Below are 24,087 nucleotides of genomic sequence, written 5' to 3' on the forward strand. Positions count from 1 at the left end.
ATTATGCTCAATTAAGACATAAATTTAGATCAATTTAAATTCAAATATAAGGAAATTTAGATTTTTTTTCATCCAAATTTCCTTAACTGACTGGTATTAATCTTTTGATGGGCCTTTTCATAATCTAATGGAGAGCGCTGACCATTGGAACTATGCCTACATTATTAGGTGTAGATATCAAATGTGAACATAGATCTAATCTAATTTATTCATCATATTCCGCAAATGTTTCTTCAATTTCATCCCATTGGGGCAAGTTAAACTTTTTTTATTCACTTCGAATTGTAAACCCATGCCATCAAGTACACGTTCAAATATGTCAAATGAACCTGTAAAATGGCCATTCTCTATCTCTGAAATTGTTGTTTTATTCACTTTAGTTTTTTCTGAAAGACTTTTCTGTGTATAGCCTAATACTTTGCTTATCTTAAAGTTTAGCCCGAAGACCTTCCACCAATTGTAAAACAGAGGCCAATCCCTGAGGGTTCTGAATCTGTTCTATTGGAATGCCATTCATCAATTTATTGGGTGATTTCATAAAATGCTGCATCCAGGCTGTATCCCCACCTGTCAGAGCATCTAGTGATGTGGTAATACGGATTAAAGTGAGGGCGATTTCTCCCTGTTTTGAAGTGGGATCTAATTCAAGAGAGGTTAAATTTTTCACCGAATCTATACTGAGTATTAAGGCTAGTTGATCGTGTGCAAGACCAAGTCGTTCAGCAGCAGCTAAAACTGCCTTAGCTAATATCATTTTCTGTTTTGCAATTTTTTCTGATGTTGTACGCATGACCGATCCCTGTTTCAGACGCTGCTAATTCATAGAGTTTATACTATTTAATTATCATTGATCAGACACTCAATTTTTACTAAATATATTAAATTTGGCTTTACATAAAGAAGCAACGGTTAAATTATTTAACAGCATGTAGTTATTTTTAGACCTTCAGCTTTAAGTTCAAGAGATCGTGGTCTACCGATACAGGCTAAATGTAAACAGAATTTAAATGCGGCCAGTGCTTTGGCATCTTTTGTTGAGTAAAGCTGGAGACGAACATAATCTTCTTGAGTCTTAGGATGCTCTGTTGTGCTCGATTTAGCCAGCTTTAGTAATAAAGGTTGTTTCTTTTTATCTAGCAATTGTACCAAGTCTTGTCCAAGCAAATGCCAAAATTGATGGGGAAACAGGTCTTTTACCTTGGAATAAAATGATTCCAATTGATCGATTTTATTCCATCGATAATGAATGCCAGTATGCGAAACCGTAACACGACTTAAAAATGTCTCAAGCACCGCTTTTATTTGATCTGGCTTTTTTTCAAAGATATTTTGAATATTTTCAAAGAAATAGTTCCTTGCTGTGCACTCTTCAATGGTATCAATCATGGCGGGTTTTAAAGGTTTATCAAGATGATTCGTGTTGTTGAGATCAAATAACCTTGGGTTGTTTTTTGAGACTTGAGTTGGCCCAGTTGTTTGGCATTTTTATACCAGTACTCAACCAGTTCTATAGGTAAGCTCATTTCCTGTGAGACCTGATCTGGATCATGATGAATTTCCAGTAAATTTAGGCACTTAAAAAACCATGCAAATGAGATTTTGGATTCCTTTGTTCCTGCGAAATATTTAGAAAAATCATGAGGCTGTGAGTTAAATGAAACCTCATCCAGAATGTCTTCTATGTTACTTTTTAACCAGTCAGTTTGGTCGTTGAGTATCTATGTCTGGATGATATTGCAGTATTTTATGCCCAGCGATCAGGTAGCTCAGATGAATATAGCTTTTAAAGGTTTCTGTAGGGTCAATGTGACCCAGTAAATGGGCAATCATAAACCAATGATTTTGACCATGCGTATTACGGAGTAACTCTGTCCGAATGGGCTGATATTCTTCTTCGGTATAATCCGTCACATTCTTGACCAGTGGAGCGTAATTACAGTTCAGAACAACGGATAAGGTCGTGGGCACGCCATGGTCACATCTTGGTCACAAAATATAAATTACATTAAGAATATTTTTTATTAAATTGAATAACAAAGGAAGGGGGATTTTTAAAAATATAATAAAATCAACAATAAAAAAGCCCCCATCTTTCGATGAGGGCTTTTTGAATCTGGAGCGGGAAAGGAGACTCGAACTCCCGACCCCAACCTTGGCAAGGTTATGCTCTACCAACTGAGCTATTCCCGCGGAGTCTATAAAGTTTTTTAAATGAAAAAACTAAATGAAAAAATTTTGAGCGGGAAAGGAGACTCGAACTCCCGACCCCAACCTTGGCAAGGTTATGCTCTACCAACTGAGCTATTCCCGCATGCCGTGTATAATACAGCATGAAAAAATGTGGTCAACACCTTTGTTAAAAATCTTGTATCAATTGCATAAAATAAAAGCAAAATATTTTAGACCAGACAATAAATCACCAATATTCATGTGGGAATTCATGAAACTTCGCCACAATCAACAGATTGCGCTGTAACAGATTACCAAAATACTCAGCAGAACAAGGTATACTGACTTTATATTTTCAAAGATTGGAGTCAGGCCATGAGCTTAGAACAACAACTGAAAGATCGTTTAGCACAATTATCTCCGACCCATTTAGACGTGGTGAATGAATCTTCGGGTCATGGCGGTTATTTCCCTGGAAAAGAGTCTCATTTTAAAACTGTGATTGTCAGTCAGGCCTTTGCCGGTTTACGTCCAGTCCAGCGTCATCAGAAAGTCTATGCTGCTGCTGGTGATTTACTGGCCAAAGACAAGATTCATGCGCTGGCAATCCACGCATTTTTGCCTGAAGAATGGGCAGGGCAGGACACGACCAGTCCAGCTTGTGCACATGCACCAAAAAACTAAGAGGAAATGATGGAAACTCAACTTTTAGTCAAAATTATTCATATGTCAGCAGCAGGATTAGCGATTGTCGCCATTCTCGCCCGTGCCTTGACTTTGTTTATTGGTACACAAGGCAACCTACCGAATCCAAAGGCACGAATTGCGCTGGTGGCTTTACAGCATCTGGCCATTACGGTGATCGCGTTTACAGGTATTGTGTCATTGGTGATCAAGGATTTTGATGTGCAACCCTGGTTTTATGCCAAGGTTATTTTATTTTTTGTGCTGGTATCCTCTTTAGCTAAAGCCTATAAAAAAGATGATTCAATCTTGCTGGCACAACGCCGGGCTGGCTTATTTATTGCGGTAGTTTCATTGGTTTCTATTTTGACCTTGGTGATGATCAAGCCGAATTTTGGCTAAAAGCAAGCAGGCTGTGACTTCAAGCGCAGTCTGCCTATGTGAATAATTAAAAATACAAGTGTGATAAAAGTAGTTAAAAATAACAGGAGGGGACATGCATACACGTGTGGTATTTAATCAAAAAGGTGGGGTGGGTAAGTCCAGTATTACCGTTAATCTGGCCGCGATCAGCGCACATCAGGGTTTAAAAACTTTACTCATTGATCTGGATCCACAAGCCAATTCCAGTCAATACGTATTAGGTGAGGATGCGACCTATTCAAGTGACAAGCCGGCATTAGAACCGAATATTGAAAACTATTTTGAAAATGTGCTGGGCAATCAGCAAAGTAAAGGCTTGCTCGGCAATGCAATTGGCTCGATTTTGAAAAGCCGTAGCAAAGGTCTGGAAAGTTATGTGCATCAGTCTCCCTTTAAGTATCTGGATGTGATTCCAGCCAGCCCGACACTGGGCGCTTTGGCACATGCACTGGAGTCCAAGCATAAAATCTACAAACTGCGAGATGCTTTACAACAATTGTCCGGGCAATATGATCGGGTATTTATTGATACCCCACCGGCGTTTAATTTCTTTACACTGTCAGCTTTGATTGCGGCAGACCGCGTGCTGATTCCATTTGACTGTGATGTGTTTTCTAAACGCGCCTTACAGACCCTGATTGAAAATGTCATTGAAACCCAAGATGACCATAATGAAAGACTGGAAATTGAAGGTATTGTGGTGAATCAGTTTCAGGCACAGGCCAGATTACCGCGTGAAGTGGTGCAGCAACTGAAAGATGAAGGATTGCCCGTACTCAATAGTATGTTACCGCCCTCCATCTTAATGAAAGAATCTCATCATAAAAATCAGCCCCTGATTCATTTGGCTACTGATCATAAATTGACTCAGGCCTATCAATCGTTGTTCAATGAGATAGAGCAGAACTAAGATCGAGTTAACTATGAAACTTGTGAAATTAAGCCTGAGTATTGCAGCACTTGCATTGCTGAGTGCTTGTGCAACAACGGTGAAACCCACCTATGTGTCCCCGACCCAGTATCAGACCTTGGGTTGTCAGCAGCTGCAAGGCGAATATAACCGTATTCAGCAATATATCGACAATGGTGTGGAAGCGCCAAAACGCACGGGTGTAGGTGTGGGCGTCGGTCTGGGTGGTGGCTGGGGCAGTCGCGGTGGTTGGGGAATTGGTCCGAGTGTTTCCGTCAATATGGGACAGTCATCCAATACCAAGCGAACCGAACTGGCACGGCTTTTAGGTGAACAGGAAGCGATTGTTCAGGCCGCCCGTTACAAAAATTGTCCGATTGTGGTTCGTCAGAATATTGCTAAATAACCAATTCCTGATCTCTTCATAAATGCTGATCTTGGGTCAGCATTTTTTATGCTTTTTTCAAAATAGCCGAGCTGATATTCCGCTTAATATCACTTGAAATGGCGCGTATCGTTTCAGCATTCTAGATTTATAGACCTGTTCTGGCATGAGAATATTGATTAAGCTATAAGCTAGGCCCGGAATAGTTCATCACGATGATTGAAAATTGGTTATTTGTATTGGGGCTAATCGCCGTTCTGATGATTCCAGGGCCGGCGAATGCCTTGGTCGCCAGCTCTGCGTATCAGCAGGGTCAGGCCAAAACCAGCCTTTATATTCCGGCCATTCTGATGGGCTATTTTTATGCGATTAATGTCTGGGCTTTGTTAATTCATCTGGCTTTACCGATCTGGCCAAATTTCAAAAGCTTGTTGTATGTCCTGAGTACCATCTGTGTGGGCTGGATGACGCTGCATTTATATAAGGCCCAGCAGTTAGAACGCTATAGCAAAAATCATCCGCAGATTCGTCCCTGGCAAATGTTTACTGTCACCTTAAGCAATCCTAAAGCAGCATTGTTGGCCTCCGGGATTTTACCCATGGAAACCTGGCAAAGTCCGACCAACTTTGTTCTGGTGTTTGCTGCCTTTTGCTTGAGTACCGTTCCAGTAGGGATTTTCTGGATGGTCTTTGGTCAGGCAATTTTGAGCAGTCACTCTGAAAAAATAAAAGCCGGCCTTATTTATAAAGGCTCGGCTCTGTTTGTACTGCTTTGTCTGATCCCATTACTGATCAAGCTCTGGGATTAAATGCACAGGCTATAAAAAATCTTAAGCTGTTTTACTTTTTTTGAGTCTTTGTTGAATAAAGCCGATCACACCTGGCAAGACACTTAAAATAATAATACCGAAAATCAAATAGGTGAAGTTATCTTTGACGATTGGCATATTACCGAACATATAGCCCAGAATGACAAATGAGCTGATCCAGATAAATCCACCTACTACATTATAGCTCAGGAAATATTTGTAATTCATGCTGCCAGCACCAGCGACAAAAGGTGCAAAGGTACGAGCAAAAGGCACAAAACGCGCAAAAATAATGGTTTTACCACCATGTCTGGCAAAGAATTGCTGAGTTGCCAATAAATGTTTTTTATTGATAAAGCGCGATTCAATCTCGAAAACCCGCGGCCCGATATATTTGCCAATATGGTAATTCAAGGTATCGCCCAATACTGCCGCAACAAATAAAAGCGGAATCAGTACCCAGGGATCCATCACACCTGTAGACGCTGCCAAAGCACCTGCTGCAAATAGCAAGCTGTCGCCGGGCAAGAACGGCATCACCACCAAACCTGTTTCCACAAAGATAATCAGGAAAAGAATGGCATAAATCCAGATCCCGTAATTGGTGATAAATTCAAGCAAGTGATCATCAACATGCAAGATAAAATCAATCAGTTCCATGAGCCCAGTACAAGCAAAAGTGTGCTCAAATCCTAACAGCGATCACCTATAAAGTCAGTAATAAAAGTCGACTATTTTGCGGCTTATTTTTCTGCTGTCGGGCGAATCCCTTCACTTTTAAAGTGGATGTATCAGCGTATAAACATATTTTTATTGGGGCTTTTTGAGCAGATGACACAAGTTCATCATGGCGTTACACAACGTCTGCGGCATCTATTTCGGCTTTCTGTTTAGATCATGGAATCATCATAAAAATGGCAGGTCAAAACACATGAAAAAATATATTCTGGCGACACTGGTTCTGGCAGCTGCCAGTCCGGCACTTTGGGCTAAATCAGATCAGGCTATTCTGGAGGAAGCAAAACAGAATGTGGTCAGTATTGCTCAGGCACATAAAATGAAAGATGAAACTGGCGTGACCTTAAGGGGGCAGATCGTCAAACAGCGTGCAGCACAAAGTGACGAATTTGAATTAAGAGATAAAACCGGCAGCATCATGATTGATGTGGATGACGACCACTGGAAAAGATTAAAACTCAAAGCAGGCGATCGGGTAGAAGTCTGGGGCGAGGTCGATACGCACCGCAACAAACCCACCGATATTGAAGTGATTCAGATTGAACGCGTGAAATAAACCATTCATTTGGCTGGAACAGGAAAGCAGCGAAACTCTGCTCTCCTATGAACCAGTCAAAAATGAGGGCATTATTTTCTGAAATTTCTTAACTGTTTAATATTTAAACCAATTGGAATAGTGTGCTTAAACACAAGAAAAATGCTAGAATACGGCGCTTATCTTTCGTTTGCCTTTCATAGTTGTTCGTCATGACTACCAATACTCAAATTACTGAAGATCGTATCCTGATTCTGGATTTCGGTTCTCAATATAGTCAGCTCATTGCACGCCGTGTCCGTGAAGCTGGTGTATATTCTGAAATGTATGCCTATGATATGTCTGAAGAAGACATTCGTGCATTTAATCCAAACGGTATCATCTTGTCTGGTGGACCTGAGAGCGTTCACCTTGAAGGCAGCCCGCGTGCGCCACAAGTGGTATTCGAGCTCGGTGTACCGGTATTGGGTATTTGTTATGGCCTGCAAACCATGTGCGAACAGCTTGGCGGTAAAGTCGAGCCAGGTACTGTGCATGAGTTCGGTTATGCAGAAGTTGATATCGTGGTACGTGACAAGCTGATCGGTAATTTACAGGACCGTGAAAACCAGTTGCATGTCTGGATGAGTCATGGTGACAAGGTTGCCCGTATTCCAGAAGGCTTCCAGATCACTGCACAAACTCCAAGCTGTCCAATTGCGATGGTGTCTGACGAAACTCGTGGTTTCTATGGTATTCAGTTCCATCCTGAAGTGACACATACCTCTAAAGGGGCAGAATTACTGTCGAACTTCGTTCATCAAATTTGTGGTTGCCGCGGTCTATGGACGCCAGAACACATTATTGATCTACGTGTAGAACAGCTTCGCCAACAGATCGGTGATGAAAAAGTATTACTTGGTCTTTCAGGTGGTGTGGATTCATCTGTCGTTGCAGCGCTGTTGCATAAAGCGATTGGTGATCAGCTGACATGTGTGTTTGTCGACAATGGTCTGCTTCGTTTGAACGAAGGTGATCAAGTGATGCAAATGTTTGCTGACAATATGGGGATTCGTGTTATCCGTGCTGCTGCAGAAGAGCGTTTCTTGACTGCACTTGCAGGCGAAGTTGATCCTGAAGCAAAACGTAAAATTATTGGCCGTGAGTTTATTGCAGTCTTTGCTGAAGAAGCACGTAAATTAGATGGGGTAAAATTCCTGGCTCAAGGTACGATTTATCCAGACGTGATTGAATCTGCTGCAAGCAAACAGGGCAAGGCACATGTGATTAAATCGCACCACAACGTGGGTGGTTTACCAGCAGACTTGGCTTTTGAACTGGTTGAACCATTACGTGACTTGTTTAAAGATGAAGTACGTAAATTGGGTACCACTTTGGGCTTGCCACACAGCATGATTTACCGTCATCCATTCCCAGGCCCAGGTCTAGGTGTGCGTATCTTGGGTGAAGTGAAAAAAGAATATGCAGACATTTTACGTCTTGCTGATGACATTTTCATGCAGGAACTTCGTGCCAGCGGTTGGTATGACAAGACTGCTCAAGCATTTGCGGTATTCCAGCCGGTGAAATCTGTCGGTGTTGTCGGTGATGGTCGCCGTTATGCATGGGTGATTGCACTGCGTGCAGTAGAAACTGTGGACTTTATGACTGCTCGTTTCGCGCATCTTCCTTATGATCTAGTCGATAAAATCTCGACTCGTATCATGAATGAAATTAAAGATGTGTCTCGTGTTGTGTATGACGTATCGTCTAAGCCACCTGCAACTATTGAATGGGAGTAAAATCGGGATTTCTAAAAGCGATAGCTTTTAGCCGATTTTACGCCAAGAGCTATGCTCGCGGCAGTGAGGGATTTTACGAAGCACGGCTTCTTGCCTGAATGATGCCAAGCGCTATGCTCGCGCCAATCAGGATTTCACGAAGCACGGCTTCTTGCCTGAATTACTGCCAAGGCTATGGCTACGCCAGTCAGTGTTTCAAGGAGCACGGCTTCTTGCCTGAATGATGCCAAGCGCTATGCACGTAGTAAATATCTGGTTGATCGGAGATATCCCGATAAAAAAAGAGCGCTTCGGTGCTCTTTTTTATGAGTTTTTATGAGGATTTTTTCTTCGTGATAGAATATGCAACTTTTCCATGTAAAGTTTATAAAAATTTAAGCTTTCACTAATATTCCTGATTTCATTATTTAAAGGGCAGATCAGAATTGCTTGGTTTGATTGGCCTTTGAATGACCTTGCTGGGTCACGGGCTTAAAGGCATTCCAGGGATTGGCTGGAGCAGGTTTGGGCTTTCCAGCATTTTGGAATGATAAACTTCAATCCGATTTCGGCCTGATTTTTTCGCCTGATATAAAGCGATATCGGCTTGCTTGATCAGCTCCTCCAGCTTTTGCGTAGGCGACTCCAGTTCTGCTATACCAATCGAAATGGTAAAACGAATGGGCTGGTTCGGTTTGGCATAAACAAATTGTTTCTGAATTGCACAACGAATTCGCTCTGCAATCACCAGACTGTCTGGCAGCTGGGTATCTTCCAAGAGAGCAATAAACTCTTCACCACCAAAACGTGCCAGTACATCGCTATGGCGCATTTCTTTACGGGTGACTTCAGCAATCAGTTGTAGTACGCGATCGCCGATGTCATGCCCATAGTTGTCATTGATATTTTTAAAATGATCGACATCAAACATCAGCAGGCAGGTGCTGGCATGTTTGGGCCATTGATGAATAGAACGTTCAGCCATATCGACAAAATGGCGGCGGTTGTATAACTGGGTCAAATCATCCGTATGTGCCAGATTTTTTAAGGTTTGATAGTTCCATTCGTCCAGCAAAGAGCGCAGGAAGGAACGCCGTACGTTCAGAATATTATTCCAGTTAATATAAATGCTAAAAAACCAGAGTGGACTAAAAACGACAGTAAAAATAAAGGCTTGAGATGCATTCATTAACTGGGTCACTCCAATCATGATAAACAGGGCAATCAAGATGGAACAATAGACCGCAACTTTAAATTGGGTCTGTATACACAGATTGGCGATGAGAATAAAGATCGCAGAGGCATAAATATAGGTAGCAACATGGGGGCTGCTTGAAAGCACCAGCAAGCCAATCCATGCAGCTGCAGCCACAGTGGTGGCGATCGGCAGGATTCTATCTAGAATCTGAATATTTTTATATGTGTTAAACAAGTAATAACAGCAAAGCATAGCGCCTAGAACCAAGATGACGCGCATCAGACCAGAAATAAAAAACATGTCTGGAATAATCAGAATATCGGCAAAGAAATACAGCAAAAAGGCAATTTGTGCCAGATAGTTGATTTGACGTAAATTAGTATGACTATGCGTATAGACATAATCGTGAAAATATTGCTGAAACGGGGCAGGAATACGGGCATGAGAGTCTGTCAGCGCCTGTTCGATTAGCTGACGGTTTTGCAGATCACATTCAGATAATTTCAGTGATTTATCGGTCATCGAGTTTTGAAAATATATATTCGCCGTTGAATATATATTTTCATGCTGAGCAGACATGTCCTGGTCCAGGATTATTTTTATAGGTGCCTATTATGCCGTGATTGGATGAAAAATAACCTCCCTAAAATTGGGTATCTGACTTAAATTTGACTTTAAAACGTAACAAAAATTATATTTTTTAGCTGCGAAAGTGATTGAAATCCATAAAAATAATTTTTAATTGCTTTAATTTTTAAATTAAAATCATTCGTTTCACGTGAAACATTGGGTAATTGGGCCAGCAATGTCGAAATGGCTTCTAGCGCAGGCTTGAGAGCACCCTAATCAGCATTGAGCCACTTCCACTCAGGCTGTTACACTGCGAAATTCAGGTTTTATCGCTTGAACAGGAGTTAGATCGATCAAGCGATGTTAAGGGTTTTATACGTATCTAAATATTTCCAAAGATAGATTTTGCAAATAGACCCTGTAAATTGTCCTGAATAGGGAGACATCTTGCAGCAGTCCAAGGGAAGAATGTTTCATATAATTTAAGATTTAGAATGAAAATGCCGAGGTGAGCTCAGCCATGTCGAATAATAGTGATATTGAACTGTCCAATTCGGATGATTGTGAAAAATATGTCAATCAGTTTATTCAGGAATTCCCTTTACGCCGTGCCGAAATCGGACAGGGTACCGTAATCAAACGTGCCTTGCCCAGCCGGCATAAACGCATGATTGGTGCCTGGTGTTTTCTGGATCATGCCGGTCCGGCCAGCTTTCCACAAGGAGATGGCCTAGATGTTGGGCCACATCCCCATATTGGTCTGCAGACTTTTACCTGGATGCTGCAAGGCACCATGATGCACAATGACAGTTTAGGTACTCAGCAGCTGATTCGTCCCAAACAGGTCAATCTGATGACCTCGGGCTATGGCATTTCACATACGGAAGTTTCTCCAGAAAGCGAAACGCATATGCATGCAGCGCAGTTATGGATTGCCTTACCGGATGACAAGATCAATATGGCACCGGCTTTTGAGCATTATCCTGAATTGCCGGTAGTGCATGATCAGGGCATCGAATTTACCGTCTTAGTCGGTGAATATTTAAAAACCGTTTCACCGGTAAAAGTGCATAGTGAACTGCTCGGGGTAGACCTGTATGCAGCAGAAAGTACCAGTGCGCGCTTAGCCCTGAATCCAAAATTTGAATATGGTTTTATGGTACTTGAGGGCACGGCCAGCATTAATGGACATGAACTGACGGAAGATAACATGCTGATCCTTGAACCGGGATTAGAGCAGGTTAATGCTGATATTCATGCCGGGAGCCGTGTGCTACTCATTGGTGGTGAACCATTTGAAAGCCCGATTTTACTGTGGTGGAATTTGGTCGGACGTACCACCGAGGAACTTAAAATTGCGCGGCAAGAATGGATTGAAGGCCATGAACGCTTCGGTTCGATTCCGGCCTATGATGGACCACGTTTAGAAGCTCCCGCATTTCCAGACCGGATGCGTGCTTCCAGATAAATGATCAGAATTGCAGGGGTGGATGGAACCCTGTCGGATTTGAACTGAAAATGGCAAATCTGCAACCTATGGAACAGATCATTACAGTCATCAAAAATTGCGCTACATTCCGCTGCTTTTTGCTATGCTCAGCAAGCAAGAACAATAAAATCATGAGACTAATATGCGTGTTTTACATCATCTCGAACAATCACGATCGTTTCGTATTCTCTGGGCCATGGAAGAGTTAGGACTGGATTATGAAGTGCAATATTATCAGCGCCAGCCTAATCTTTCCGCGCCACCCGCTTTAAAACAGATCCATCCCTTGGGTAAGGCACCAATTCTGACCGATCAGGAGCAGGTACTGGCGGAATCTGCGGCGATCCTGGAGTATTTACAGGAAAGCTATGATGAACAGCAGCAGTTTCGCCCAAAAGATCCTGCCGATAAGGCCCAGTACCGTTACTGGATGCATTATGCAGAAGGTTCATTAATGCCACTGCTGGTGATGCAACTGGTGATGACCACTGTACCGAAACATACCCCTTTGCTGATTCGGCCTGTGGCCAAGAAAATATGTGATGGGGTGAAAAAACAGTTTGTACAAAGCCGCTTAAAAGATCATATCCAGTTTCTGGAACGTTATTTGAGTGAGCATGATTATTTTGCCGGACATTTCAGTTTTGCCGATATTCAGATGAGTTTTCCTTTGGAAGCCATGCAAAGCCGGACTGGCCAAAGTTATCCAGCGATTCAGGTTTATCTGAAACGGGTATCGCAACGTGCAGCCTATGCGCGTGCACTGGCCAAAGAAAAACAGATAGCATCCTGAAAAAAAAGCTGCCGATGGCAGCTTTTTTAATGGGGGATATCAGTCTGGAAAGCTAAGGCGCTCTTTAGGGAAAATTACCTTAAAAGAGGAACCCTGGTTTTCCTTGGACTCAATTTCGAGATGTGCCTGATGTTGCATCAGGACATGCTTGACAATTGCCAATCCTAAACCGGTGCCACCAGTACGCCGGCTACGATCTGAATCGATTCGGTAAAAACGTTCGGTCAGACGTGGCAAGTGTTTGGGATCAATTCCGATGCCGTTATCTTCTACTACAAAATAGGCAGATTCACCATCATCATGCCACCCCATGGTAATGATTCCACCTTTAGGCGTATATTTAATCGCATTGGTGATCAGGTTGCTAAAGGCGCTGGCCAGTTCCATATCTGAACCGATCAGATCGCAATGACTGTCAATGTCCAGATTCAGGGTATGCCCATAATCGATATTATAGGCCTGTGCATCATCAAATAGCTGATTCATCAGACTTGGCATTTCGATGATCTGGTTTTTGGCAATATTTTTGTCATTTTCCAGACGTGACAGCAGCAGCAGGTCATTCACCAGCGCGTTCATGCGTCGGGTCTGCGACTGCATCTGATCAAAGGCGCGTTTCCAGCGCGGATTGATATCTTCCTGGTCGGTAAAGGTTTCAATATAGCCACTGAGTACGGTTAAAGGCGTGCGCAGCTCATGCGAAATATTATCGACAAAATCTTTACGCATCTGTTCCAGATTGTGCATCCGGGTCACATCATAGGCGACCAGTACCCGGCTTTCACCGCCGAAACGGGTCATTTTGACCTGGACATAATGATCTTCGAACAGCGAAGATCGCATTTTCAGGCCATCTGGTGACTCATCAATATGATGATAATATTCAATAAAACTCGGTTGGCGCAGCAAAGTTAAAATATTACGGCGACGGTCATCACTGGAAATTCCGAGCAGACGTTCGGCGGCTGGATTCCACCATTCAATCTGCTGGTTTTCATCAATTAAAACCACTGCTTCTTGCAAGGCCACCAGTGAAGACTGCGCTCGATCGATCAGTTCCACCATTTCTGCCTGCACAATCCGTTCCTGCCGCTGAGCGCGATAAACATTGAATAACAGTGCGCCCCAAATCCCGCCGATATTCGGCGGAACATCATAAGGGCGATTAGAAATCCATTCATTGACCAGATATAAAGAGCGCATCTGGGTGCTAAAGAACGCCACAAAGGCAATGACGATACAAATCCAGAAATACCCAATCCCAAAACCGATAAGGCTGGCGATGATCAGGAAAAAAGCCAGTAAGCGTAAATCCTGTTTGGCAAAATCCCATAAACTGCTGTAACGGATTCTTTTGTGCTCACGTGCCAGTTCGGGGACAGGGTAGGGTTCATACATAAAACAAGATTTACCTTAAAAGACGTTAACCTAAAGCCACATCTGCACGGGTTGAAAAACGGTAACCGGTTCCACGTACGGTTTGTACATAGCGGTTTGCGCCATAAGGTTCCAGCACTTTGCGCAAACGGCGTATATGGACGTCAATAGTGCGGTCTTCAATATAGACGTTGCCGCCCCAAACCTGATCCAGCAATTGCGCACGGGTATAGGCACGTTCCGGATGGGTCATAAAGAACGCCAATAGACGGTATTCAGTGGGCCCCATTTCCAGAATTTTATCACCAAAATTAACCCGCTGACTGACCGGATCCAGAATCAGGCCATTGGCATCAATGGTTTTTTCACCGCTGAGTGCATTGGCACGGCGCAGGACAGCTTTAATGCGTGACACCAGCTCCCGGGTCGAGAACGGCTTGGTCATGTAATCATCGGCACCGGCATCCAGACCTTGTACTTTGTGGTCTTCTTCACCGCGTGCGGTCAGCATGATCACCGGAATTTCTGACAGGCTTTCATCACGTTTCAGACGACGACATAGATCTACACCGCTGATCCCGCCCGGCATCATCCAGTCCAGCAAAATCAGTGCCGGACGCTGATCCACAATCATCTGATGCGCCTGCTTGGCATCTTCGGCCTGTAAGCATTGAAAACCGGCCATATCCAGAGAGGTATGGATCATTTCCCGAATCGGGAGTTCGTCATCGACGATTAATATGTAGTCATCTTTCACAACGCAATACCCTATTTCATGTAAACGGTGAACCGTTTTATATTTATGACAGGCTTATTACAAAGACTAATTATGACAGTATCATTGCAGAAAGGGAAAAACTGCTGAAATTCGCAAAGATTTGTGACAATTTTAGTAAAGAAACTTGTTAAAAAATCATAAATTAATTTTACTTTTATCGGTGCTTCAGCAGAAATTAGCAACCTGTTTTAGAATGCAGAAAATCTGATTAAGCCTTTGATTTAACAGCTATTTTTTGTCTGAAAATGACTCCAATAATGCCAAAAATACCACACTGCACGATGATAAAACTTCCTCCAATGACTGCTTGAATCCACTCATGACCCAGCGAATGGCAATTTGGGTGACATAGCCATTTAAACCGGTCGACACCAGTGAAATTTCCTGCTCACTACGATTTAACTGCGGCATCATTAACATGACAAAGGCATGAATCATGCGGTCGAAGCGCGACATGGTTTCATGAATGGTGGCCTGATTATGCAACTCCTGCACCAGCATGGCATCAATATAAATGATCCGTGCCATACGCGGATTGTCACGCAAGGTGCTAAGCAAGGCGGTTAGCCCCGCTTCAATCATTTTTTTCGGATCAGTGGATGCCTGCATCATGGCCTGCATGACATTCTGTTGCAGTTCATCAATCAGTTTTAAAAAGATGGTCTGAAACAGGTGCTCACTTTTTTTAAAAGATTCATAAAAATAACGTTCGGTCAGTTTGGCTTCATTGCAGATATCTTTTACGGTTACTGAAAAAAAGCCATGGCTGCCATAAGCTTCAATGCCGGCTTCAATCAGCTTTTCACGACGTACCTGCTGTCGCTCAGCCATCGACAGGCCTTTAAACTGACGTTCCTTGCTTTTGGGTGGTCGTGATGGTGCTGCTGCATTGATTGAATCGGTCATAAGGCCTGGCTACTCATCTGCATGAAGATTTTGAATATCTTAGCAATAAATCACGCTTTGACCTATGTCGAAATTCAGCAGAGGAATTTGGCCGCTAAGGACATCGGATAATTATTGACAATCTATATTGTCAAAATTATATTGAGGATCTGTGCTAACTCCTGAAACAACAGAGCAAGATCCTGCTGTCATGGAAGAGCAGTTATTTACATAAGGAAATTCAATGAAAAATTTTAAGAATAAAGTCGCTGCCATTACCGGTGCCGGTTCAGGGATCGGTCAGCAACTGGCAGTTTTGCTGGCACAGCAAGGCTGTCATCTGGCACTAAGTGATATTAATGAACAGGGACTGGCACAAACGGTTGAATTGTTGCAGGGCAGTGATGTTCGGGTGACGAGTCAAAAAGTCAACGTGGCCAAGCTACAAGAGGTACGCAACTGGGCAGCACAGGTGGAGCAGGATCATGGCAGTGTCAATATGATCTTTAACAATGCCGGCGTGGCACTTGGCTGCACCGTAGAAGGTGCGAGCTATGAAGATCTGGAATGGATCGTCGACATTAATTTCTGGGGCGTGGTGTATGGCACCAAAGAATTTTTGCCTTTAATTAAGAAAACCGGCGATGGTCATGTGATTAATATTTCCAGTCTGTTTGGTTTAACCGCGCAGCCGACCCAGTCGGCATATAACGCGACCAAGTTTGCAGTGCGTGGTTTTACCGAATCCTTGCGTCAGGAACTTGATCTGCAAAATTGCGGTGTGAGTGCACTTTGTGTACATCCGGGGGGAATCCGTACCAATATTGCCAATGCTGCGAAAATGAATGACAGTATGCTGACCTTGGGCATGAATCCGGAAAAAGCCGCTCGTAATTTTAATAAACTGCTGCGTTGCCCGCCAGTAGAAGCCGCTCGTCAGATTCTGGAGGCGGTACAGAAAGACAAACGCCGTTTATTAATTGGTAACGATGCCAAAGCTGTTGATTTGATTCAACGGATCTTGCCAAGCGGCTATCAGCATGTCACTGCACTGGCAAGCCAATTCGGCAAAAAGAAGAAAAAATCTGCTTAAATCATTGGATATTAAACCCGCAAAAGCGGGTTTTTAATCTTTTATTGTAGATCAGGAGTGAGTTGCTGTAAGGCTGTAGGCATGTAAAATAATGAAGCTAAACCAATATTTTAATGGTTTTTTTCTTCCAGACCAACTGATAATACAGTCCCTGCAAAATACACATGCTGACAAAGGCCAATGCATAGGCATACCAGATCCCTTCCAGCCCCCACCACCGGCTAAACAGATAAGCGGCAGGAACTTCAATACAGAGAATTGCAAAAATATTGATCAGCATCGGTGCAGTTACCGTACCACTTGAACGCATAATTGACGCAAAAATGGCGCTGGCACCAAAGAATAAAATAGACCAAAGCACAATGAATAAAAGTTGCTGACCCAGCACCACGACCTGAGGATCAGTAATAAACAGTGCCATTAAATATTTTGAGAACAGATAGGCCAAAACCACCAAACCGCCAGTAAACAGAATATTCATACTGAGTGCAGTCCGTGTGACTTTATTCAGCAAATCGGATTTTCCTGCACCAATCGCTTGTGCACCAAACACAGAAGCTGCAATCGCAATCGACAGAGCAGGAAACTGGATATAATTTAACACCTGGTTGACCGCACCATAGGCAGCCGTTGCTTCTGCGCCATAGCGGTTGACCAAGCCGACAATCACCAGACCGGCGACAGAAGTCGTGATCATCTGTATTCCAGTCGGAACGCCCAGACTTAAAATAATTTTGCTTAATTTAGGCTGATGGCGGATATGTTTTAATAATGCCCAGTCGAGCCTGAGCGGATGTTGTTTATAATTTAAATACAGGACTAGAAACAACAATACGGCCAGATTACCCAAAATGGTGGCAATTGCCGGCGAGATAATGCCCATTTGGGGAAAGCCAAAATATCCGGCAATTAATATCGGGGTGACTACCAAGCCCACGCCAATGGTGAGTGCGGAAGCAAACAGCGGTGTGGTGCTGTCGCCTACACCGCGCAAGATAGAGGTATAAATAATATAAATAAAAATTAGGGGACTACCTGCCAGCATCCATTGCACATAGGGCAAGGATAAATGCATCACCTCCGGATCTGTACCGAGCGCCAAGAGGATATTTTCGGCAAAAATCACACCAAACAGCGCGATCAAGCTTCCGCCAATCAAGGTCATAAATAAAGTTGAACCGACCACACAGCGCACTTTTTCGATATTTTTTGCGCCCCAGGCCTGTCCAATAAGTACAGTAGAACCGGCAGATAAGCCAATGACAAAAGCCATCAAACAAAACAGGATCGGGAAAAATACCGCAACCGCAGCAATGGCATTGACTCCCAGCATTTGCCCGACAAAAACCGTATTAATCGTGCCTGAAAGGCTTTGCAGGATATTGGTTGCAATTAATGGCAACAGAAATACCAGAAAGGCCTTCCATAAATTCTGTTGTTGGATCAGTGATTGCTGTACCATGCCCTATCCTGTTATTGATTTTTCATCTATTTAATTATATTGCTATTATTGAATAAAGCAGGAATAAAGGCCTTAGCTTTTAAGTAACTAAGGCATTTATTTTATAAGAATTTTAGTTAAAATTTGAATTAAACCTTTGAAAGAATTTGACCTGCCTGAATCAGGGTCTGTTCTTTTTTTGCAAAACAGAACCTGAGCAGGCGTAAATCGGCAGGCGCTTGCTGGTAGAACACAGAGACTGGAATTGCCACGATCCCGTGTTGCTCTGCCAGAAAATGACACATCTCTACATCATTTAAATCAGGCCGGATAGCCGAATAATCGAGATTCTGGAAATAAGTTCCTTGAGAGGGCGTCCATTTAAAACGTGATGTTTCTATTGATGAATTAAATAGATCACGTTTGTTTTGATAGAACCGGGAAAGTTCGCGTATATGTTCAGGATGCTGTTGCATGTATTCCGCCAAAGCCACCTGAATCGGAGTCACGCCACAGAAGCTGGCAAACTGATAAATCTGTCTGAACATTTTCATGAGTGGCGGTGCCGCAATACAAAAACCGGTTTTCCAGCCGGTGACATGAAAGGTTTTACCAAAAGAACCAATCACGAAGCTACGCTCGCGCAGTTCAGGAAATGACCAGGCTGAATGGTGCTGAACGCCGTCGAAAACCAGATGTTCATAGACTTCATCGGATAACACCACAATATTGCGCTCACGGATCAGCTCAATCAGATGTTGCCAGTCTGCTCTGGACCAGACACTACCGCTGGGGTTGTGAGGAGTGTTGACCACAATCATGCGGGTACGCTTATTGATGGCATCTTTCACCTGATTCCAGTCCACAGAAAACTCTGGATGCTGTAATGCAATATGTACAGGCGTTGCACCAGCCAGCTGTACTGCAGGTGCATAACTGTCATAGCTCGGATCGAAAATAATCACTTCATCACCCGCACGAACTGTGGCCTGAATCGCACAAAAAATCGCAATTGTGGCGCCGGAAGTAATCGTGATCTCTTCTAGCGGGTCAATGCTCAGCTGATCGCGCTGTCGATACAGATCGGCCACCAGCCCACGCAATATCGGCAAGCCATCTCCAGGTGCATACTGGTTAAATCCGTTATGACTGGCCCGGCTCAAAGCCTCAATCAATGCCGGTGGCGCAGGAAAGTCTGGAAATCCCTGTGAAAGGTTCAATGCGCCGAGTTTTTGTGCCAGGGCCGACATGGTGCTAAAAATCGTGATGCCTAGATCAGGCAGTTTAGAGGGGAATTCCAGCATGTCCTTGGCCTTGAAAATAAGATTGAATCCAGTGTAGCAGCAAGTTCTACTCTGGATAATCAGAAAATTCTGAAATATTTGGCATTATTTTTACTTCTATTTTTCAGAGATTTATTGAATAGGTGCAATTGAATTACTGAAAATCAAATGCCTAATTATGTGAAATGCACACTGAGCTGGACGAAATGGACAACTTTTCCTAGAATTTGCTCCACAAGAATAATGCTTAAAACTATAACTATAAAATGCCAAAACATATTCATCTGCTGCTGGAGCAACTTGGGCTGAACCGGCAGCATCGTGCGCTGCATCTGCAGTTTTCACATCTGCCCTTAAATCATCAGGTCCTGATTCAGCGGGTTGATGGCCAGCATCAGATTAATCAGGGTCTGCAGGCAGAACTGATCTGCCTTTCTACGCAGGCCAATCTTGCTTTAAAGCAATTTATAGGCTGTCAGGTGGCAGTAGATCAGATAACAGATCGTGGCGAACTTTTTCGAACCAGTGGCATTATTACCGCAGCCAGTCAGGGACACAGCGACGGTGCCTTGAGCTTGTATAAATTAACTATGCAGGATGCTACTGCACTCTGGCACAAACGCCGTAATAGTCGGGTGTTTATGAATAAGAGCGTACGCGAAATCAGTGAAATATTATTTAGTGAATGGCAAAGCAGAAGTGCATTATTTGCAGCCAGTCTTAGTCTGGACTTGACCGGATTAAATCGGGATTACGATGTACGCCCTTTTGTGATGCAGTCCAATGAGTCGGATTATGATTTTTTAACACGTTTATGGCGTAGTGAAGGAATAAACTGGCTGATTGATGAAAAGCACTCCATTGTTCCGGTGTCTGCTACTGAGATTCAGCCGCAGAACCTGCGTTTAATCGATCATTCTCAAGCCTTTTCAGCTTTAAAACGCCGTTCAATCCGCTTCCATCGCAGTCATGCCACCGAGCAGTTTGATACGCTGACCAGTCTGATTGCCGTACGTCAGCTTAATTCCAACAGTACCCATACCCAGCGCTGGCAAGCGCAGCACCTTGCGCAGGATCAAAGCCAGTCCTTATTAAATACTCATCAGCAAAGTAGCGTGCAGGATACGGCCAGTCTGAATCTTGAAGATGCCTGGAGCATTAGTCCGGCCTGGACAGGTGATTTGAATGCCGAGGATCAGGTGACGGCATCTGGTACGGCACAACTGGAACGACTGAATCAGCAGCTCAATCATTATCATGCGCTACAATCCAAATATTTTAAAGCCAGCAGCAGTGTACGTGATGCTCAGGTCGGGTATTGGTTTGAATTAAAACAGCATGCTGAAATTGATCAGCATCCCGTGCATGAGCGTGAATTTTTGATTTTGGGTAAACGCTTCTATAATCAGAATAATTTACCTAAAGATATTTTATTGCAGCTAGACAGCTTGCTCGGCCAAAGTGATTGGCAAATTTCGGAGGAAGAACGGCAGGCCAATGAGTTGTATATCGTCCGCCGTGACATTCCGGTCGTACCTGAATATCAGCCTTTTGCGCATCGCCCCGCTGCATATCCGCAGCGGGCTCGAGTGGTCGGGCCTGAAGGTGAAACAATCCATGTCGATGCTTGGGGAAGAGTGAAAGTTCGCTTTCTATTTACCCGAAGTGATGACCATCAACATGATGCTGGTGCAGGCAGCAATGACAATGATAGCGATTCGGCCTGGATTGATGTATTAACCCCTTGGGCTGGTGAAGGTTATGGAGTCAGATTGCATCCACGAGTTGGTGAAATGGTGGTGATTGATTTTTTTGAAGGCGATATCGATCGGCCCTTTGTTATGGGACGGATTCACGAAGCAGAACGACATCCAGTGATGTTTGATGCGAAGGGACAGTTACCAGCCACCAGAAAACTCAGTGGGATCCGTTCCCAAGAAGTAGAGGGTGAGGGTTTCAACCAGCTGCGTTTTGATGATACGACGGATCAGATTAGTGCGCAGTTACACAGTAGTCATGGTGCTAGCCAATTGAATTTAGGAAATCTCAGTCATCCTAAAGAAACCGAATCGAGTGAAGGTCGTGGGGAAGGGTTTGAACTAAGGACAGATCAGTGGGGGGTGGTACGAGCAGGGCAAGGCTTACTGATTTCGACCTATTCGCAAGATACAGCAGCAGGTAATCACCTGGATGCTAAGCCTGCCAAGAACCAGATGGAATCAAATCTGAATAACACCAAAGTTCTGAGTGACATGGCAGAAGCTCAGCAGACTGATCCGCTTGAGCTTTTTAATAGCTTAAAACAATTTCTGAATCAACTTGAGACTGAAGATGCGAGCAAAGCCACTGCATTTAAACAGGCTGTTATGGTATTAACGGCACCACATTCGATTGCGCTGAGTACAAATGAAAATATTCATTTATCTGCAGACCAGCAGATAAATTACAGTGCAGGGGAAAGTATCCATCTATCGACTCAACAGTCTCTGATTGCACATGCGCAGCACAAGATCAGCCTATTTGCTGCTCAGAACGGAGCACGCTTATATGCAGGCAAAGGTAAAATTGAAATACAGGCCCAAGATGATGCCATCGAAGCAATTGCACGGAAGGTGATTAAGCTGATTTCAACTGAAGACAAGATTGAGATCACCAGTCCGAAAGAGATCCTGCTAACCGCGGGAGGGTCTCAAATAAAGATTAATAGCAGTGGAGTATGTATCACAACTGGTGGAAAGTTTGAATGTAAAGCGGGGCAGCATTTGTTTGAAGGTGGAGCGACCGCTAAAGCTGAAATACCCAATTTACCTATAATTCAAGATATTAAGACTTTCACAAATAAATGGGATTTTTATAATCTTTTCTATGAGGCTGATTTTAAGGATGTTAAATATAAATTAATCAATAATAGAAATAATACCTATGTATTAGGCACACTTGATCAACATGGTCGAACTCAACGTATGAGTAATTATAATAACGAAGGTTACGACATTCTCATTGGTACAGAAGATAAATGGACTGTGCTTGTCGATGATGAAAATTTAGAAGAAATAGATCATATTTGTAGTTCTTGTGGGCAAGATCAAGATGAGGAAAATGAGGAATAATTATGAACTGTCTTGCAAATATTAAATTTTTAGATGCTCTTGACCAACCCATCAATGGTTTAGTTCATCAACTCTGGGTAGGTTCAACGCTAATTTCTGATTATGTTACACCTGCAAGCGGCGAATCTGTATGGATTAGGCGGCCAGTTGGCACTACTATTGATGTAAAAATAAAAAGTATTACATCGGGCCAATATAAATCTAAGGTTAAAATAGAACTTATTGGTGAAAAGGTAGTCTTTATTGTTCGTAGCCCTAAAGTACTTCTGAAAGGTTTAAACCTCTCAGCCAGGGATGTAGCAACAGGTACATATTTAAGATCAACATATATAGTCGCTGAAGGTGATTATTTATCCCGGATTGCAGCTGATAACCATACAACTACAGCGGAGTTGAGTAGGATAAATAATCTAAAAAGTGATACAGATATCCATCCAGGACAAGTACTTAAGATTCCTCTTAAAAAAACTGAAGTAACTGTTTTAGCATCTGAAAGTAAATCTAAGCTAGAAGTACCAGCATCAAGGAAGCAAGAAAAAACGAAGGTTATAGTTGTTCAGAAGAGTGATACTTTATCATTGATTGCTAAGCTTACAAGAAACTCTCCAGATGAAATTAGAAAGCTTAATAATTTAAGTAGTGATAAAATCAGTCCAAATCAAAAACTAAAAGTTTATGATCGTAAAGTTACTTCTATTTCAACTAAACCTCAAGCAGAGAAGAAAGGAGAAGATAGTTCTTTAACTCCCCCCATAGTTAAACAAAATGCCTCTGAAAATAAAGAAAAAACGCCTGTAGCTAAGGTTGAATCGCCGCTACCTGTCAATAAAAATGGTTTATTGCCACAAGCATGTGGAAGAGAAAAATATTATAAGAGAACATTAGCTCGAATAGCTGAGCTTCATTCGGTTTATCAACCTTATATTATTAAATTAATTAATACAGGGTATCAAAAACTAGGTATATGCTGGGTGATTACAGATGGTTATAGAAGTCCCTCTGCGCAAGATGCGTTATCAAGCGCTAATACAAAGGCTAAAGGATTGAGCAGTTATCATCAATATGGTCTTGCAATAGATCTATACTCTGTCCGAGATGGCGAAATCGTTCTTTTTAATAAAGAATTAAGTATAGAAGACAGAACAAAACAAACAGAGAGTGATCACAAAAAATTAGGGCCTATAGGGGAGGAATTGGGGTTGGTTTGGGGAGGGAGGTGGAAGACTATAATAGACAATCCCCATTATGAATTACATCCTAATGGAAAAACTTGGCGTGATTTAAAACCAAAGTTATTAGAAATTGGTGTAAGTAATTATAAAAAATTGGAATTTTAATAATCAGGATATCTGTGTATGAAGCCCATTTTTTTATTAGTGTGTATTTTTTTTCTGTCTAGTAGTTGTACTGCTAAAAATTATTTATATTATAAGCATACAGGCTATGAAATTAATAATAAATTTAAAAAACTACAAGGATTTAATATTGATTATGAAGGGCTTTGTTGCACAAAGATTTGAAATGCAAAGTGCCCCTAATTGAGCCAAATTTAAGGCGTAACTTGGGTAAGTGGTCGACCTAATTCCGTAAATCTGTTGAGGACTGCTACACGTGCATGAATTTCATTCACCTGACTAGGAAAGCTTCTTGCCATTAA

At 42.7% G+C, this 24,087-nt stretch carries 19 protein-coding genes, 2 tRNA genes and 4 pseudogenes; 12 read left to right on the top strand and 13 right to left on the bottom strand.

All coding sequences use genetic code 11. The annotated features are described in order from the left end of the window. Window positions 1-205 precede the first annotated feature (205 nt). From FTU82_RS05250 to FTU82_RS05275, 5 genes and pseudogenes are all read right to left on the bottom strand, one after another. A pseudogene (locus FTU82_RS05250) lies at window positions 206-468 on the bottom strand (helix-turn-helix domain-containing protein). After that, window positions 428-790 carry an MbcA/ParS/Xre antitoxin family protein gene (locus tag FTU82_RS05255; protein ID WP_180001348.1) on the bottom strand — a complete coding sequence of 121 codons (363 nt, stop codon included), beginning with the start codon at window positions 788-790 and terminating at the stop codon, window positions 428-430. The pseudogene FTU82_RS05250 and the gene FTU82_RS05255 overlap by 41 nt, the downstream one beginning before the upstream one ends. 128 nt (window positions 791-918) lie before the next feature. Next, window positions 919-1,959, bottom strand: a pseudogene (locus FTU82_RS05260) (site-specific integrase); the annotation flags it as partial. A 155-nt stretch (window positions 1,960-2,114) separates the two neighbouring features. Further along, a tRNA-Gly gene (locus tag FTU82_RS05270) sits at window positions 2,115-2,190 on the bottom strand. Between the two features lie 48 nt (window positions 2,191-2,238). After that, a tRNA-Gly gene (locus FTU82_RS05275) sits at window positions 2,239-2,311 on the bottom strand. 233 nt (window positions 2,312-2,544) lie between these two features. Between FTU82_RS05275 and FTU82_RS05280 the strand changes: the two genes are divergently transcribed. From FTU82_RS05280 to FTU82_RS05300, 5 genes are all read left to right on the top strand, one after another. After that, a complete protein-coding gene (locus FTU82_RS05280) occupies window positions 2,545-2,853 on the top strand; it encodes a BolA family transcriptional regulator (RefSeq protein WP_005094610.1) in 309 nt (102 codons plus the stop codon). Between the two features lie 9 nt (window positions 2,854-2,862). Beyond that, window positions 2,863-3,255: a SirB2 family protein gene (locus FTU82_RS05285; RefSeq protein ID WP_100329694.1), complete on the top strand. Its 393-nt coding sequence runs from the start codon at window positions 2,863-2,865 to the stop codon at window positions 3,253-3,255. Window positions 3,256-3,349: 94 nt separating this feature from the next. Next, window positions 3,350-4,186, top strand: coding sequence for a ParA family protein (locus FTU82_RS05290; RefSeq protein WP_100329695.1), 837 nt, complete (start codon window positions 3,350-3,352; stop codon window positions 4,184-4,186). Window positions 4,187-4,199: 13 nt separating this feature from the next. Then, window positions 4,200-4,592, top strand: a complete 393-nt coding sequence (locus FTU82_RS05295) for a hypothetical protein (protein WP_005094604.1) — start codon at window positions 4,200-4,202, stop codon at window positions 4,590-4,592. A gap of 194 nt (window positions 4,593-4,786) precedes the next feature. Further along, on the top strand, window positions 4,787-5,380 hold the full coding sequence (locus tag FTU82_RS05300) for a hypothetical protein (protein WP_005094603.1): 594 nt from the start codon (window positions 4,787-4,789) through the stop codon (window positions 5,378-5,380). A gap of 21 nt (window positions 5,381-5,401) precedes the next feature. On the opposite strand, the gene FTU82_RS05305 is transcribed toward FTU82_RS05300, so the two are convergent. Next, complete coding sequence (locus tag FTU82_RS05305; protein ID WP_074383709.1) at window positions 5,402-6,040, bottom strand: DedA family protein; 639 nt, start codon at window positions 6,038-6,040, stop codon at window positions 5,402-5,404. A 271-nt stretch (window positions 6,041-6,311) separates the two neighbouring features. Between FTU82_RS05305 and FTU82_RS05310 the strand changes: the two genes are divergently transcribed. Both FTU82_RS05310 and guaA read left to right on the top strand, forming a co-directional pair. Further along, complete coding sequence (locus FTU82_RS05310) at window positions 6,312-6,674, top strand: NirD/YgiW/YdeI family stress tolerance protein (protein WP_005173783.1); 363 nt, start codon at window positions 6,312-6,314, stop codon at window positions 6,672-6,674. 191 nt (window positions 6,675-6,865) lie between these two features. Further along, complete coding sequence (gene guaA, locus FTU82_RS05315) at window positions 6,866-8,434, top strand: glutamine-hydrolyzing GMP synthase (RefSeq protein ID WP_005094597.1); 1,569 nt, start codon at window positions 6,866-6,868, stop codon at window positions 8,432-8,434. 419 nt (window positions 8,435-8,853) lie between these two features. Here guaA and FTU82_RS05320 read toward each other — a convergent pair. Beyond that, window positions 8,854-10,190: pseudogene (locus FTU82_RS05320) on the bottom strand (GGDEF domain-containing protein). A 511-nt stretch (window positions 10,191-10,701) separates the two neighbouring features. On the opposite strand from FTU82_RS05320, the gene FTU82_RS05325 reads away from it, so the two are divergent. Together FTU82_RS05325 and FTU82_RS05330 are read left to right on the top strand one after the other, a co-directional pair. Then, complete coding sequence (locus tag FTU82_RS05325) at window positions 10,702-11,649, top strand: pirin family protein (protein WP_180086057.1); 948 nt, start codon at window positions 10,702-10,704, stop codon at window positions 11,647-11,649. Window positions 11,650-11,812: 163 nt separating this feature from the next. Next, on the top strand, window positions 11,813-12,463 hold the full coding sequence (locus FTU82_RS05330) for a glutathione S-transferase family protein (RefSeq protein ID WP_180101113.1): 651 nt from the start codon (window positions 11,813-11,815) through the stop codon (window positions 12,461-12,463). Window positions 12,464-12,502: 39 nt separating this feature from the next. On the opposite strand, the gene phoR is transcribed toward FTU82_RS05330, so the two are convergent. The 3 genes from phoR to FTU82_RS05345 all read right to left on the bottom strand — a co-directional run bounded on the left by phoR (window position 12,503) and on the right by FTU82_RS05345 (window position 15,524). Continuing rightward, complete coding sequence (phoR, locus tag FTU82_RS05335) at window positions 12,503-13,861, bottom strand: phosphate regulon sensor histidine kinase PhoR (RefSeq protein WP_180101114.1); 1,359 nt, start codon at window positions 13,859-13,861, stop codon at window positions 12,503-12,505. A 25-nt stretch (window positions 13,862-13,886) separates the two neighbouring features. After that, window positions 13,887-14,597, bottom strand: coding sequence for a phosphate regulon transcriptional regulator PhoB (gene phoB / locus FTU82_RS05340; RefSeq protein ID WP_005094589.1), 711 nt, complete (start codon window positions 14,595-14,597; stop codon window positions 13,887-13,889). Between the two features lie 249 nt (window positions 14,598-14,846). Further along, entirely contained in the window at window positions 14,847-15,524 is a 678-nt protein-coding gene (locus FTU82_RS05345; protein WP_005173788.1) for a TetR/AcrR family transcriptional regulator, read from the bottom strand. Window positions 15,525-15,747: 223 nt separating this feature from the next. On the opposite strand from FTU82_RS05345, the gene FTU82_RS05350 reads away from it, so the two are divergent. After that, window positions 15,748-16,596 (top strand): SDR family oxidoreductase, encoded by an 849-nt coding sequence (locus FTU82_RS05350; RefSeq protein ID WP_005094585.1) that lies wholly within the window; start codon window positions 15,748-15,750, stop codon window positions 16,594-16,596. Between the two features lie 97 nt (window positions 16,597-16,693). Here FTU82_RS05350 and FTU82_RS05355 read toward each other — a convergent pair whose 3' ends face one another. Both FTU82_RS05355 and FTU82_RS05360 read right to left on the bottom strand, forming a co-directional pair. Beyond that, on the bottom strand, window positions 16,694-18,058 hold the full coding sequence (locus tag FTU82_RS05355; RefSeq protein WP_005094582.1) for an MATE family efflux transporter: 1,365 nt from the start codon (window positions 18,056-18,058) through the stop codon (window positions 16,694-16,696). A gap of 128 nt (window positions 18,059-18,186) precedes the next feature. Further along, window positions 18,187-19,341 carry a methionine aminotransferase gene (locus FTU82_RS05360; RefSeq protein WP_005094579.1) on the bottom strand — a complete coding sequence of 385 codons (1,155 nt, stop codon included), beginning with the start codon at window positions 19,339-19,341 and terminating at the stop codon, window positions 18,187-18,189. A 245-nt stretch (window positions 19,342-19,586) separates the two neighbouring features. On the opposite strand from FTU82_RS05360, the gene FTU82_RS05365 reads away from it, so the two are divergent. Next, window positions 19,587-22,430 (top strand): type VI secretion system Vgr family protein, encoded by a 2,844-nt coding sequence (locus FTU82_RS05365; protein ID WP_180101115.1) that lies wholly within the window; start codon window positions 19,587-19,589, stop codon window positions 22,428-22,430. Window positions 22,431-22,432: 2 nt separating this feature from the next. After that, complete coding sequence (locus tag FTU82_RS05370) at window positions 22,433-23,767, top strand: LysM peptidoglycan-binding domain-containing protein (RefSeq protein WP_180001341.1); 1,335 nt, start codon at window positions 22,433-22,435, stop codon at window positions 23,765-23,767. Window positions 23,768-23,979: 212 nt separating this feature from the next. Here the strand turns inward: FTU82_RS05370 and FTU82_RS05375 are convergent. Continuing rightward, window positions 23,980-24,087 (bottom strand): annotated as a pseudogene (locus FTU82_RS05375) (IS5/IS1182 family transposase); the annotation flags it as partial.

The organism is Acinetobacter sp. YH12151, from assembly GCF_013418355.1.
In the GTDB taxonomy this organism is placed as follows: Bacteria; Pseudomonadota; Gammaproteobacteria; order Pseudomonadales; family Moraxellaceae; genus Acinetobacter; species Acinetobacter pseudolwoffii.

Excerpts from the sequence above, each read along its gene's own strand:
- phoR (WP_180101114.1), bottom strand. The coding sequence starts at position 13,861 with ATGTATGAACCCTACCCTGTCCCCGAACTGGCACGTGAGCACAAAAGA.
- FTU82_RS05325 (WP_180086057.1), top strand. The coding sequence starts at position 10,702 with ATGTCGAATAATAGTGATATTGAACTGTCCAATTCGGATGATTGTGAA.
- FTU82_RS05330 (WP_180101113.1), top strand. The coding sequence starts at position 11,813 with ATGCGTGTTTTACATCATCTCGAACAATCACGATCGTTTCGTATTCTC.
- FTU82_RS05305 (WP_074383709.1), bottom strand. The coding sequence starts at position 6,040 with ATGGAACTGATTGATTTTATCTTGCATGTTGATGATCACTTGCTTGAA.
- FTU82_RS05255 (WP_180001348.1), bottom strand. The coding sequence starts at position 790 with ATGCGTACAACATCAGAAAAAATTGCAAAACAGAAAATGATATTAGCT.
- FTU82_RS05355 (WP_005094582.1), bottom strand. The coding sequence starts at position 18,058 with ATGGTACAGCAATCACTGATCCAACAACAGAATTTATGGAAGGCCTTT.
- FTU82_RS05360 (WP_005094579.1), bottom strand. The coding sequence starts at position 19,341 with ATGCTGGAATTCCCCTCTAAACTGCCTGATCTAGGCATCACGATTTTT.
- FTU82_RS05370 (WP_180001341.1), top strand. The coding sequence starts at position 22,433 with ATGAACTGTCTTGCAAATATTAAATTTTTAGATGCTCTTGACCAACCC.
- FTU82_RS05350 (WP_005094585.1), top strand. The coding sequence starts at position 15,748 with ATGAAAAATTTTAAGAATAAAGTCGCTGCCATTACCGGTGCCGGTTCA.
- FTU82_RS05365 (WP_180101115.1), top strand. The coding sequence starts at position 19,587 with ATGCCAAAACATATTCATCTGCTGCTGGAGCAACTTGGGCTGAACCGG.
- FTU82_RS05345 (WP_005173788.1), bottom strand. The coding sequence starts at position 15,524 with ATGACCGATTCAATCAATGCAGCAGCACCATCACGACCACCCAAAAGC.
- FTU82_RS05300 (WP_005094603.1), top strand. The coding sequence starts at position 4,787 with ATGATTGAAAATTGGTTATTTGTATTGGGGCTAATCGCCGTTCTGATG.
- FTU82_RS05290 (WP_100329695.1), top strand. The coding sequence starts at position 3,350 with ATGCATACACGTGTGGTATTTAATCAAAAAGGTGGGGTGGGTAAGTCC.
- FTU82_RS05310 (WP_005173783.1), top strand. The coding sequence starts at position 6,312 with ATGAAAAAATATATTCTGGCGACACTGGTTCTGGCAGCTGCCAGTCCG.
- FTU82_RS05285 (WP_100329694.1), top strand. The coding sequence starts at position 2,863 with ATGGAAACTCAACTTTTAGTCAAAATTATTCATATGTCAGCAGCAGGA.
- guaA (WP_005094597.1), top strand. The coding sequence starts at position 6,866 with ATGACTACCAATACTCAAATTACTGAAGATCGTATCCTGATTCTGGAT.
- FTU82_RS05295 (WP_005094604.1), top strand. The coding sequence starts at position 4,200 with ATGAAACTTGTGAAATTAAGCCTGAGTATTGCAGCACTTGCATTGCTG.
- FTU82_RS05280 (WP_005094610.1), top strand. The coding sequence starts at position 2,545 with ATGAGCTTAGAACAACAACTGAAAGATCGTTTAGCACAATTATCTCCG.